Origin of the sequence: Bradyrhizobium acaciae (assembly GCF_020889785.1) — a bacterium.
In the GTDB taxonomy this organism is placed as follows: Bacteria; Pseudomonadota; Alphaproteobacteria; order Rhizobiales; family Xanthobacteraceae; genus Bradyrhizobium; species Bradyrhizobium acaciae.
In genome coordinates this window covers 56,418-69,917 of record NZ_JACMYK010000004.1, presented here as the reverse complement: position 1 = coordinate 69,917, position 13,500 = coordinate 56,418, and the positions used below count along the sequence as shown (strand labels likewise).

The 13,500-nt window shown below is 57.7% G+C and carries 7 protein-coding genes; 3 read left to right on the top strand and 4 right to left on the bottom strand.

Annotated features, from left to right (window positions below):
• Nucleotides 1-203: 203 nt before the first annotated feature.
• Nucleotides 204-1,832 (bottom strand): acyltransferase family protein, encoded by a 1,629-nt coding sequence (locus H8A92_RS03435; protein WP_229194455.1) that lies wholly within the window; start codon nucleotides 1,830-1,832, stop codon nucleotides 204-206.
• Nucleotides 1,833-2,858: 1,026 nt separating this feature from the next.
• Between H8A92_RS03435 and H8A92_RS03430 the strand changes: the two genes are divergently transcribed.
• The 3 genes from H8A92_RS03430 to H8A92_RS03420 all read left to right on the top strand — a co-directional run bounded on the left by H8A92_RS03430 (nucleotide 2,859) and on the right by H8A92_RS03420 (nucleotide 7,023).
• Complete coding sequence (locus tag H8A92_RS03430) at nucleotides 2,859-5,099, top strand: tetratricopeptide repeat protein (RefSeq protein ID WP_229194454.1); 2,241 nt, start codon at nucleotides 2,859-2,861, stop codon at nucleotides 5,097-5,099.
• Between the two features lie 363 nt (nucleotides 5,100-5,462).
• Nucleotides 5,463-6,641, top strand: a complete 1,179-nt coding sequence (locus H8A92_RS03425) for an MFS transporter (protein ID WP_229194453.1) — start codon at nucleotides 5,463-5,465, stop codon at nucleotides 6,639-6,641.
• 16 nt (nucleotides 6,642-6,657) lie between these two features.
• Nucleotides 6,658-7,023 carry a DUF3088 domain-containing protein gene (locus H8A92_RS03420; RefSeq protein WP_229194452.1) on the top strand — a complete coding sequence of 122 codons (366 nt, stop codon included), beginning with the start codon at nucleotides 6,658-6,660 and terminating at the stop codon, nucleotides 7,021-7,023.
• A 10-nt stretch (nucleotides 7,024-7,033) separates the two neighbouring features.
• Here H8A92_RS03420 and H8A92_RS03415 read toward each other — a convergent pair whose 3' ends face one another.
• From H8A92_RS03415 to H8A92_RS03405, 3 genes are all read right to left on the bottom strand, one after another.
• On the bottom strand, nucleotides 7,034-8,005 hold the full coding sequence (locus H8A92_RS03415) for a LysR family transcriptional regulator (protein ID WP_229194451.1): 972 nt from the start codon (nucleotides 8,003-8,005) through the stop codon (nucleotides 7,034-7,036).
• 590 nt (nucleotides 8,006-8,595) lie between these two features.
• Nucleotides 8,596-10,734, bottom strand: a complete 2,139-nt coding sequence (locus H8A92_RS03410) for a prolyl oligopeptidase family serine peptidase (RefSeq protein ID WP_229194450.1) — start codon at nucleotides 10,732-10,734, stop codon at nucleotides 8,596-8,598.
• 625 nt (nucleotides 10,735-11,359) lie between these two features.
• Nucleotides 11,360-13,180: an alpha,alpha-trehalose-phosphate synthase (UDP-forming) gene (locus H8A92_RS03405; protein ID WP_229194449.1), complete on the bottom strand. Its 1,821-nt coding sequence runs from the start codon at nucleotides 13,178-13,180 to the stop codon at nucleotides 11,360-11,362.
• Nucleotides 13,181-13,500 lie beyond the last annotated feature (320 nt).

Below are 13,500 nucleotides of genomic sequence, written 5' to 3'. Positions count from 1 at the left end.
GAACCTTCGTGATCTAGCGAAGACTCTCGCGGCCATCAAGATGGGTGGCAAAACGACGCTCGTCGCCCCGGAAGTCACGTCCGCAACTTTCTTGCCCGATGACTGAGGTGCTGACTCTCTTGTGCGGCGGCCGACAGAAAGACCCTGACGCCGGGGGCCCTCGGTTCGGGGGAGCGGATCCGGATTGGCGTTCAGTCCACTGCTCAATCATCGCGCGCCACGTCGTTACAGGAGAGCTGCAGAACCGACGCCGTAGCACGCGCATCCGGTGCCGAGCTGGAGCGAATGCTCCGATCTCCGGTGCAGAACCAGGCCGCCGTAAACTCCTTCGCGCAACCCGGAGCAGGATCATCAATCCCCGCCGCCTCTGTACGAAACATACACTCGCTCTTGCCGTTGCACGCTTCTGCAAGCGCATCCGTGGAGTTGCCGCGCGCTGACATCCAGCGGCAATTGCCCCCATACGTGCCCGAAACAACCGAAATACCCGATTGCGTAATGGCATTCCCGGCCGCACCCCGCAGTGCATACGCGGCCGCCGCACCAACAAGTGCGGCAAAGCCGACAGTTCCCAGTCGCACCAGGAGCCTGCGCTGTTCCGCCGAGACCGCCTGATAAGCACCGCGAATTCGCCTGCGGGCCGGTACCTCGAAGCCGAAATGCAACAGCATCGCGGCGCAAGTCGCCAATACGAAAGCGAGAGCGAACGCACCGAGATGGCCAAGCAGTTGGCTCGCCGTTTCCCAACGCACCACCGGAAAACGCCGGAAGATGATGATGTGTATAAGATAAAGGGCAAAGCTGGCCTCGCCCAAGAAGACAAGCCACCTAGCTGACAACAGCCGTCCTGCGGTGCTGCTCGGCTGAGCCGCCGCGACAAGGATGAGCGCAACCGGCGCCGCCAGAGCGATATTGTTGCGCGTAATATCGAACAGGCTCATGGAAGCCTCAAATGGCGGCTTATGGGCGGTATACCAAAACACCCAGCTAATCGCGCCGACGCCAACGAGCGCCGCGACGTCGAGCAGAGCACGAGAGGGCCTGAAATCCTGCGCCGACCACACTTCATGGAGCCTTGCCAGGCAACAGCCGAGAACGAACTCCCACACCCTGCAAAACGGCGAAAAGTAGACCATCCAGAGGATCAGCGTGTTCTTCCAGTTCGGCAGAGCCGCCTCCGTGCCATAGGCATGAAGCGCAAACAGGTTGATGCGGCCCTGCAGCATAAGGACCGCAAGGTCGATGCCAAGCTCGATTGCGATGGCTCCGACGGCGCAAACAACCGCGGCGGGCACAGTTCTGATCCGCGCAAGGAGAGGGCAAACGAGGGGAAAAACGAGATAGAAGAACCACTCGGTGCTCACCGACCAGGAGACGATGCCGACCTCCTCGTACTGCCAGACGGGAGCTACACCGGCGATATTTGCGAAAAACCAGGTTTGAACCATCCCGAGTTGAAACGGGACAAGGTGCGTTGAGAATCCTTCGACCGGCGCCTCGGTTCCGAGGAGCCACGGCCAGACAAACGGTCCAGTCAGCAATTCGACGAGAAAGAGAACAACAAACAGAGGATAGATTCGCGCGATGCGCGCCACGAGAAAGTCCGGGATCGCTTTCCGCGGGCTGCTCACAATCGAGCTGCCATAGTTATATTGAATGACAAAGCCACTCAGCGTGAAGAAGACCGACATTCCGAGCAGGCCGAGTGTCCCGACGCTGATATCGAGTCCGAGGCTCGGTCCCTGCAAGAACACGCTGCCGCCGTGAGACAATGCCACCGCTGCCGCCGCGACAAACCGGATACCGGTCAGCGCGGGTATCTGCTTAACCATCGATGTCGCTCGTCATTTGCGAGGTGGGGTACAAATCCTAGCGATCGATGGCACCAAAGGCTGGCTGAACACACCGCTGAAGGCATTAAGACTGATCGCATCGCGCAAACGTGCCATGTGATCAGCCAAACTCCTCCGGACGCTCAAATCGGTGATAAGAGCGCCTGTGCAGCTTAGTGGGTATCCGGTCAGCGCCGAAACTCTGACTTCTGGTAGGGCTGCTCGGATCGAGGTCCATATGTCGAGCAAAGCCCTTGAGGATTTTAGGATTACCAAGGTCTCGCAGCAATGATGGCAGTTTAGCCGGGGGCGCTCTGGCCCAAGCTACGTCCCCTCACCTGTCATACTTGAACCGCGCCATTGTCTCACCCGAAGCCTTCTTTGAATGGGGTGGCACCAGCCAATTTGCTCCTCTGCGAACGGAGCTTGGGGCGCAAGGTACCCGATGAAAGTCCAGGTCGAAGCAATACGCTGTCGTCACTGGCAGCTTCAAAACGGATACATGCACCAGTTCACGTCCTAAGCGAAAAAACGCGACGGCCATCATCAGCCAGACACTAGGAAGTTCGCGTGCAGCAGCGGAGTGCACAAGGTGCCTCTCCTCGCGAGGCTCTTGCGACGAGGTTCGTCCGCCCCCGCCACCAGCCGGCCCAAGGCAGCCGCGAGCGAGATCGCTAACTGAACGCATCACAAACGGAACGGGCAGCCAATCCGAGCCGCGCGTTCAATCTTTTTGACAGCGACTGCTAAGCAATTTCGCTCCGGATTGGTGCAGCAATTTACTATTCTTGTCCTGCACGCCGGACGCGCTTTCGCTTGGGTCCGGCGTGTCAGAGAAGGAAAGGAACACGTGATGAAAAAGAAGATCGCTGAGATCAAGACCACGATCCGCACCACCACTCCGTACACGGGTACACTCTAGTTGGTGCGACGGATGCCTTGGATGCATCTACCTGATGAGAGCATAGCGGCATCGGAGGGTGGTCGTTTCGACCACCCTCTTTTGTGACAGTTCGGGAGAGTTAAATGGTTGATCTGATCCAGCAGCGCGTGCTTTCAGCCATATCGGCATCCATCGAGCTCAGTCCGATCACGATTTTGAAGGCGGAAGCGGGTATGGCACCGGTGCCAACGATCAAATCGGCACTCGCGAGCTCCAACTCCAACTTCTCTATCACTGACGGCGACTGGCGGACCGGCGGCTATCTTGCCGGCCTGCAAGCGCTCATTGACGCCGAACTAAGGTGGGCCAAAGAAAACAGGCCCAAACTGGTTGGAGCGGCACAACAATCCTTGAAGCGGCTATTCCCCCTCCTAGACAGCGACGCCTTTACCGTGCCCAAGGATCTCACGAATACCTCGAGCAAGGAAGAGCGTACCCGGTTCTATCATCATGAATATCAAAACAAGCTCCTGGTCGGACTAGCCGAATTCCTGATCAACTGCGCCCGGCAGCTCAACGAGCGTCACATCATCGTCATCGATCGGGCGGCGGCGCTGTCCGGCTCGGCTAAGAACCTGATCAAGCTCCTCGTCAGGCTGGACGACGATGCGCGGCTGTTTCGGTTCGTTCTGATCGATTATGAACAACGTCTCTATTTCCCGGACGCCAACGAGGTTCATTTCGGCAGATATAGTTCGCAGGAGCTAGGTTCGATCCTTGACCAAGACCTACCCGCCGAGAAACGACGGCAGATCTACGAGGCTAGCGGCGGCAACCCGTTGATTGCGGAGGCTTTGAACAAATGCGCCGCAGCAGGATTACCAGTCGTCGGCTATCTTGACCCGACCGCGACGGTGGATCTCTATCTGGCCAGCCTCAACACGGGGGAACGGCATAGCCTTCTCAAATCTTACATTGAATCCGATTGCACCGCGCCCGATCTGATCGCGCAGCGAAACTATGCGATCTTCGAGGCGGCGACCGCAGATCATCTGCACGAGCAGTTGCACCACGCGTGCCTGGAGCGCTATCTGGCTTGCAAGGCGCCTCTCGTCATGCTTCATGCGCTATCGATACGGGACAAGTACAAGCGCCTGGAGCTGCTTGCAGAACCGAGTCAGATCCTCCAGAGCATTGGCCTGTACGATCTCTGGTTTGGCTATTTCGGGGAAATTTTCGCCGACCCTGGGCTTCGCACCTACGGCTCTGGAGATGCTACCGTGAATGCCGCCTTCATCAACGCGGCTTTCGTGCTGTACTCACTCGGCTGCGGGCGGGTGTCAGTGCCTTATCTGGATGAATTCTACAAAACATTCCCAAAGAGCCGATACACGCCGACGGTTCTCTACGCCCAATCAATGACGTATGGACGCTACCAGCAGCCGGTCAACCTCACGCTGGCCGAAGAGTACGCGTTAAGGAACCTGGAGACCATCGAGCGGGATTTCAGGGGGCACGACAAGTACGACTACATCAAGGTGTTTGCAGAGAACGCCTATGCTTACATCAAGGCTAAACAGCAGAAGTACGACGAAGCCCTCGCCCTTTGCGCCGAAGGTCTTGGCAAGATGCTCAGGGCGTATGGCGACGAGCGCTTCAAGCTTCACCAATCGATTTTGATCTACAATACCAGTCAGGTCTATGAACTCATCGACGAACTTCCTCAAGCCGAGAAGCAGTTGCGTGAGGCCATTGCGTATGATCCCTACTATGGAGAGTATCACAATGACCTTGGCAACCTGCTTTCGAAAGTAGCTGGAAGGGAAGCTGAGGCTCTGGAGGCCTATGCGCGCGCTATTGACCTTTGCCCACCGTATTATGAGGCTCACCTGAACAGGGCCGCACTTCGCAACAGAATGGGGGATGCCGCCGGCGCACTCGCCGATCTCGATAGGACACTTGTCATCAAGCCAAACGAATGGCGAGCTCACTTCGAGAAGGGCAACATTTTGATGCGGCAGGACAGGCCGAAGGCTGCTCTGGAGTCTTATCTGGCGGCGGCCGAGATCAATTCCAAAAACCCCGACCTACAGAGCAATATCGGGCTTGCCTACTCCGAGCTTGGCAAGGCGAACGAGAGCATCGCGTACTATGTTCGAGCCCTTGAACTCAACCCTCGTCATGCACTCACTCACAACAATCTCGCCATCGAATACTTCAACGAGGGCCGGCCGGATATTTCGTTGAACCATGCGACGGTCGCCGTCGAGATCGGGGGAGATCCGGACTACCTCCTTACCCGCGAGCACATCGAGAAAAGCCTGCAGGCTGACCTTGCCTCGCGCCGGGACCGAGCTTCTGCATCTTCCACGAAACCTATGTGAGCTTGCGGCTCATGGCGCTCTTGCCATTCGAGCCGCGTGAGACAGGATCGCTCAGGAAATGATGGCTGCATTTCAGAGCTTCGGCCGGGTTTGGCGGATGCTGTCACGGCAGCCGCTACAACACAGACTGACCGGCAAGGAAAGCGCCTCGGCCGTCCTTATCGTGAGTGCGCGAACGCCACAGCGAGGTACAGGGAGGGAGGTAGATAGGTAAACAAGATGTCTTTTGAAAAGCCGTCCTATTGCCGGAGCGTTCATCGTTGGCTTACGGGCTCGTCGCACCGATGTGGCACCCCGAAGCCAGTGCCATCCACCTGTCCGTCCGCGTCAAGCGAGCCGATGATCCTGATGAGCTAAGTAACAATGAGCGGGTCGAGCACACGGCAGTTCATTTATCTCTCGCATTTGATCATCCAGATCGGCGGCTGGGCGTTCCGTATCGGCATCCTGATCGGCCTTTTGCAATCCGGCATGAGCGCCGCGGGTCTTGGCATCGCGGTCACTTTCGCGCCGATCATGCTTGGCAGCCTCTTCCTGTCTCCGTTGGTGGACAGAGGCGATCCGATCTCAGCCATGGTGATCGTCAATGCTGTTCGCATTTGCGCGCTGCTCGCCATCTTCGGCGGCGACGGAGCCGATTCGTTTCTGAGCTATGCCGCAATGGCCGTCCTGAGTCTGGTCCAGCCCGTCTACTTGTCTGCAGAGATTGCTTTCTTTCGTCGTATTACATCCGAAGACGGCATGATCTCGGTGCTGCGCAATATCGCCAATATCGACTGGCTCACCTATCTCTTGGGGATGTTTGCAGGCGCCATGCTGTCCGACCAATTGCACTTGCCTGGCGTTTTGGCCTTCAATATGTCGGCGATCATGTTGTCCTTGGTCGTGCTCCTTGGCATCAAGCAGCAGTTCAGAAGGACGCCAGCCGTGCTTGAGGCGCGGCCTTCCGGAACCGTGCTGGACTTGGCACCCCTCTATCCCGCGTTCCTGGCGGTCTTTCTGCTTAACCTAGGAGCCGGGATCATCAACGTTTATCCTGCGATACATGCCACAGCTGACGGGGTTCTCGACAAAAGCGTTCTACTGAGGATCGTCATGACGAACGGCGTTTTTGCTGTGCTAGGCTCGCTCGCCGTCAAGCCGATTTACGAGCTGATGGGCGCTTTGCCAACCATCGCTGGCGCCGCAGTCCTGCTTGCGGCATGCCTTGCGATGATGTCACTCGATGCGGGCCTGCCCGTGGTGATCGCGTCCAGCAGCGCAATGCTTGGTTTCGGCCAGATATTTGCGGCTGCCGCTCACGCGCACATGGTGTCTTCAGTGGCTCCGGACCGCGCCGGTCGCCTCTCCGGCCTATTTCAATGTTGCACCTATAGCGGCGTTGCGGGAAACGGCATTGCCTTATCGCTTCTAGGTGATTGGCTTGCTCTGGGAACAATCCTTCTCCTATGCGCGGCAAGCGCATTTGTTGCCTTCGCCGTTGCGACCTTCGCGGTGGTCAGATCAAGGGATACGCAAGCTTCACGTCCCGCCGATCGCTAGATCAGGGATCCACGTCATGCCATGGGATCAGCTGTTCATTCTAGAACACCCTTTTGAGGATCCGGCTATACCGGGACGACAATTCTATTGCTGGCAATGCTTGCTGTTGGATGGGTTGCTGTCCGCGTTTCCAAGCCGCGCTGCGAGGCTCGACGTTCGTCGGATTTCCTGGGCGAGACCACGAGCCGCGCTCATCGAACGGCTTGGTCAGGGTCATCAGTCCGCGCCGGTTCTGATTTTGGAAAAAAGAGGTCCTTTACCTGAGAATGCCAAGTACGCGAACGGGCTCGCCTATGTTGACGATGTGTTTGCAATCCTTGATGTTATGGCCGCGCGCCACGGATTTCCGGCGCCTTACCCTCGAACAGTCGGCACCTTGTAGGCCATGATCATCAACGGCTTGATGCCAGCAGGAACCGATCGGGAATCTTCAATCGAGCGGCTCGCTTGATCTGCCGGGTTGGGGCCTCGAAAGGCGATGGCTGATCGTCCGGCATCAATATTTCTGACAACGCCCAGCGCTCAAACTGTTTGACGGTCGCGCTATTGCGGGCTTGTCCGTTGACAAACATGTAGATTGACCGATTGACCGGGACGAAGCCCAATGGAGCTATAAGCTCTCCTTTCTCAAGGTTGCTTCTGACCAAAATCTGGGAGGATATTGCAGCTCCCAGCCCACTTTTTGCTGCCTCCATAGTCAAGGAAAATGTATCGAAGACGACCTTGCGCGATCCTTGCAAGCATATTGCAGCTGCGCTGGCCCATTCGCTCCAGGCGTCCAGCCTGTCGGCCTCGTGCAACAGAGAGATCGACAGAAAAGCTTCCGGGCTTTTGATAGCCTCGAGCGCAGCTGGCGCACAGACCGGACCAATCATCTCATTTGAAGCGTGCACCTCGCGGACGGGAAACGGCCGCTTCAGTGGGCCGGCGACAAACAATATGTCCAACGCACCAACAGCGAGTGCGTCAAGATCGGCTTCGGTTTCAAAGACTAGGTCAATGTCCGGATAGAGTTTGCGGAACGGACCGATACGGGGCAACAGGCCGTGCGACAAAAAAATGGTCGAGCCCCCGACCACGACGGAGGGTCCCGCATGGCGCTTTCGTAGCTCGTAGCATCCCTTCTCGAGCATGGTGAACGCGCTCGCGCAGCTGCGCTTGAGCTGTTCGCCGTCGGATGTCAGACGCACGCCCGAACTATGGCGCACGAATAGTTTCCTACCGAACCAATCCTCAAGCAGGCGCATTTGGTAGCTTACCGCGCCGGTGGTCATGTTTAGCCGCTCGGCTGCCCGTGAGAAGCTTGGAAACTCGCTGACTGCCTCAAACAGATGGAGGCTTCTCAGGATCGGTAGCTTGCGCATCTTTCTTCCTGCCTCTCACTGGCATAGCTGTTGTGGAGCCCTGCACTGTGTGCCGATTTTCCCAGGCATCGACGACCGCCGTCGTTCACTGCCGGAACTGGCCACGACGAGACCTCCCAGGTATTGGCCCTGTCACGGCGAACTCAACGACCTGGCTCCCTGCCCAGCCGGTCGAGCAGCCGTCGATCTTGGCACATATCCCTTCAGATCCGGTGCGCCTGAGGCACAGTTAGATACCATCTACGGTGCAGGGTTCATCGCTGCGCTCTCTCACGTCAAAACTAAAACCAAGCTTGAGATTAGAACGCCAACTCATGGCCTATCTGGCTCAGCAAAAGCTCGATCCTTCATGAGGAAGCGCCTTGCAAGCCAACTTGCATGACAAGCTGGACTTGCGGTCTCATGTCCGAGCAGCTCTAGCTTTGCCGAACTCGTCCAGTTCCCGTTAAACTTTGCAACATCAGGTCCGCCGATTGGCTGGTTCTGGGCATCACTTCGCATCTCGCCTCGATTCGTCAGCTGACGGATGTAATGACCAGGCATCATGAATGGACTGGAGAATGGTTCGATTGACCCGTCGCCGGCTTTATTCAGAACAAAAGCCGCCTCGATGCATAGGTGTATTCAAGGGCTAGTCGACGCGCCGCTTCGATGAGGTTGGCCGCCGCGCTGTGCCCCCCATCGATGTTCTCGTAATAGAAGTAAGGCTGGCCCAGGGCGGCGAGCTTTGCTGCAGCCTTGCGACCATGCGCGGGATGCACACGATCGTCCTTGGTGGAAGTAAGAATGAATGGCGCGGGGTATGGCTTGCCCGGCACCAGTTTCTGATAGGGCGAGTAGCCTTCGATCCACGCGCGCTGCTCGGGAAAATCAGGATCGCCGTACTCGCCGATCCAGGAGGCACCGGCACCCAGTTTGGTGTATCGAAGCATGTCAAACAGCGGCACCTGAATGATCGCCGCGTTGAAGAGCTCGGGCCGCTGGGTGATTGCGGTGCCAACGAGGAGCCCGCCCTGGCTGCCGCCAATGACGCCGAGCCGGCGCGGACTTGTGATCTTGCGGCGAATCAGGTCCTCGGCAACGGCGATGAAATCATCCCACGTCGTCTGCTTCGCCGCCAGCTGGGCTGCTTGATGCCATTGCGGGCCAAACTCGCCGCCCCCGCGCAGATTTGCAACCACATAGGCATTGCCCTGTTCGAGCCAGAGCCGCCCCACAGGGCCTAGATAAGAGGGCAGAAGAGAAGCCTGGAACCCACCATAGCCATAAAGAAGAGTCGGAATGGCGCCGTCAAATCTCGCGTCTTTCGGTCGGACCAGAGAATATGGAATTGACGTGCCATCACGCGAAGTCGCTTCGAACTGCTCTACGATATGCCTGGAGGCATCGAAGGCAGTAGGTGTCGTCTTCAATTCCTCGAGTTTTTGAGTTTTAGCATCAAAATACCAGACTGACGTTGGCCTGAGATAACTTGAGACAGCGAACATGGCCTGATCCGCTTCGTCGGAAGCGGCTGTCACGCCGACATTGGTATGTTCTGGCAGCGGGATGGGTGTCGCCGACCAGGCTCCCTGATTGTACTTGTAAACGAAGGCTTTGCTTTGAACGTTATCCAGGATCGTCAGGATCAACAGGTTCTTTGTGAAGCTAAGCCCACTCAGGGCCTGACGAGGCCCTGGCTTGAAGACAAGCGAGGCTTTCGCGCGCAGCGGGTCCGCCTTCCATTCGGTCAAGTCATACGAGATCAGCGAGCCGGCACTGAAGTTGACGTCCCCCGACGGCGTCCACTCCTCGTCAAGTTTCACAAGCAGGCGATGGCTCACGAGGCCTACGATCTCCGCTTTCTTCGGCAGATTGAGTTTGACGAGGCCATCGGGGCGGAAAAGCACATACTCATGCTCAAAAAACCCGATCGCGCGAATGGCCCCCATCGCATGGACATGTCCTTCATTGTCTCTAAGCACCAAGGGTAACGCCCGAACATCGTTGGGTTCGCCGCGAAAGACCTCGCGCGCCTCGCTGAGCGGTTGACCGCGTTTGAGTTCCTTGACCACAAAGGGGTAGCCGGCCTGCGTCAAGGAGCCTTCGCCCCAGTCCCGTGCAACAAGGAGCGTGTCCCGATCGACCCAACTGACGCTTTGCTTGCCCTCTGGAAGATAAAAGCCATCCGCAACGAAGCTCTTTGCCTTGCCATCGAACTCGCGTATGGACGCGGCATCCTTGCCGCCGTCGGAAAGGCTGATCAGGCAGAGGCGCTCGTCAGGCGGCAGGCAGCTGGCGCCCTGAAAGATCCAATTCTTGTTCTCGGCAACCGCCAAGGCGTCCACATCAAGGATGGTTTCCCACCGTGGGTCTTGGCGACGATAGCTTTCAAGCGTGGTGCGCCGCCAGATGCCGCGGACATGGTCCTCGTCTTTCCAAAAATTCTCCAACCCGCGACGTCCCAGGGATACGTATGGAATTCGATCCTTGGCCTGCAAGATTGAGAGCGCCTGTTCGTAGAAACGGTGATAGCGAGGATCTGATTGGAGCACGCCGAGTGTCTTCTCATTCTCGGCACGGGCCCATGCCAAAGCGCCCTGTCCTTCGATCTCCTCGAGCCAGAGGAATGGATCCTCAGTGACCGCGGCAGTCTTTCGCTCCTCTGAAAGTGAACGCTCCTGCGAAAGCGCGGCGGAGGTGACGCAGGCAATCGAAAGCAGCGCTGCGGAGAGGACTGAGGTGTTCATGGACTTGCTCCGGCTGAGGTCGAGCGGCCACGCGGGCCTGACGCGTCAAGCAGAAGCCACGGAACGTTACGCAACGCATGACATGGCTCGGCTCGCGCTATCTCGCGGAGCGATCCTGCAAGCTGCATGCCGACCAAAGCGCCGCAAGTTTCAGCCGCTTAGGCCGCACGAGGATGTTTGCTTGTCGACATTGGTTGCCAAGCAGACAAGCGTGATGTCGGCAAGACCGAGTGTCAGACAGCACCGTCGAATCTTTTCTGGCCAAGTACCAAAACAGGGCACCGCCCGCCTCCGGCCATCGGAACGCTTAGCTCCAAAATGCGAGTATATCTTCCGAGCTGGATCATCGGGCAGACTTGTCGACGCGGGTCAGCATGACATAGAGCAGCACGTTGATCAGCAACCAAATCGCGATCAAGCTGAGGGCAGTGCGCATGGTGATCTCCGATTCGTGACTGTAAGGATCCACTGAGGCGTTGTGTTCATCATGCGGGCCAGCGCGGGCCGAAGCACCGCGCCAGCCGCCAGTCCTGTTTGTGCCTCTCGCCTGCTACAGAAGCGCAATCCGCCGTGTGCTGTTCACCCCGTCGGTCCTCCTCGGCATCGGACTGTTAGGCGACCAGAACTAGGCCAAGCTGTCCGGTGCCGGCAGCACCCAGAGTCTGTCCTGCGTATGCATCAATGACGCCGCCAGCGCCTCAAAGCTTGACTTAACGTCTGCATAGGCGGCCTCCTTCAAGGCGGCATCTCCGGGGTCGACCTCGTTGGAAGCAGTCAAAGCCGTGGCATAATTCTGGTACAGCGGCATGTGAGCTTCGTTGGTCCAGCCAAGACCGAGATGGTGGAACTGATCAGCCGGAACAGTGACGCGGCTTTTGTCCAATTCGCTAACGTAGTCCGCCGCCCAATCGTGGATCGTATAGGATTCAATCTTGTCCATCATCGAGCGCCAGCGGGTGACACGCTCCTCAAGTGGCATGTGAATCGCCCTCGAAATAGCGGCTGCGATCTCTTCAGGGTGGTTCGGATCCACCAGAAGCGCTTCGTTCTCGTTGAAGTCTTCGGCTGCGCCCGCGAACTTGGATAGGACCAGCACGCCGGGATCCTTCGGGTCTTGTGCCGCAACATATTCTTTCGCCGCGAGATTCATGCCGTCGCGCAACGGGGTCACGACACCGACATGGGCGGCGCGGTAAAGCCGCGCAAGTGCCGCCTGGCTGAACGAATCGTTCTTGTAGTGGATCGGGCTCCACTTGTCTGTGCCATGCTCGGCATTGACGCGATTGATCGCGCTCTCCACGTCTTCCTTATATTTCTGATACTGTTCGACATCGGCGCGCGAGGACGGTGCGATCTGCAGCAGCGAGATGCTGTGGGGTTCCGTCCTTAGAAGCTGATTGAACCCTTCGACCCGTTTGTCGATACCCTTCGTGTAATCAAGCCGGTCCACGCCGATCGCAAACTTCGATCCCTCGAAGTTTTGCAACAGCGACGAGACTTTTTCCTGCTCTGCTGGAGAGAGATCCGCAGCGAGATAGTCTGCGAACTGCTTAGGATCGATCCCGATTGGGAACTTTTTCAGTCGCGTCTCACCGCGCTCCGTGGTGACGACGCCATCGTTGGTTTCCAGCCCGAAATGGGCTCGGAGGTAGGCCGAGTAGTTGTTCAGATCTCGGTTCGTCTGGAATCCGAGTAGGTCATAGTTCAGCGTCGACTTCATCAGTTCGCGATGATTGGGCACGCGCTCGACCATAGCGGGCGCGGGCCACGGCGTGTGAAGGAAGAAGCCGGTCGGCCGGTCGATTCCGAGCTCATTCAGTTGGGCTCCAAGCGGAAACAAATGATAGTCATGCACCCAGAATACGTCCCGATCTCGTACGTCGAAGACGGCACGCGCAATAAAACCGTTGGTTCTCTGATAGCTGTCATAATCGTCTTGCGAGACCGACATCCGGTCCGGCAGGGAGTGCAATGCCGGCCACAGCGTCGAATTCGAAAAACCCCTATAGTAGCCGGGATGGTCAGCGGCCGGCAGATCGAGCCGGGAGACATAGCCTGTGCCGGTCGGCTCCAGTGGCAGGGGCTCGTCAGTCCCGTCGCCGCATTTCTCCGAGGAGCCCACCCAAACCGCACCGGAACGTTCTACCACCGGCTCGAGGGCCGCGGCGAGGCCACCGGTCTGGGGTTTATTGGGATCGAAGGGTGCAAGGCGGTTCGAAATGACGATAAGCTTCAGATCAGGTTGCTGGCTGACCACATCTGCCACCTCGTCCGAAGCAATAGAATGGGAGGGACTTGCACCGGCTTGTTCACCCAGCTCCGGCTGCATCTCGTCCAGCTGTTGGTCAAAGGCGTGCTGGTTTATGGTTTCATCTTGCTGGGTAGCGCCTGATGTATTGCTGTAAGCCGACCTTGCCGTATCGAGCGCATCATGAATTCGAACCATCTCAAAACTCCGTTTGACGATGTTTACGTTTGATTCTGTCGCAGATCAGCCCCGAGAGATATTCCCACGAGCCCAGGATGGCAGGGCTAGCTTTCCGCAAGCTGACCAATCGCGAGCCAGAGAGCCGCACCGATGCTCTCATCTAAGACTTCGGCGCGATGGTTGCGCATGAGGCACCGGCCTCGAAGTGAGATGAAGACGTTCAACTTCACTGCATTAAGAAGCGTACGCAGGATCAGCCCGCCAACTCGTCCTCACATGGTCGCCCTCAAAGCCACGGTGTGCTCAGGTGCTCTGCGTACGAACATATTCGCTCCTTC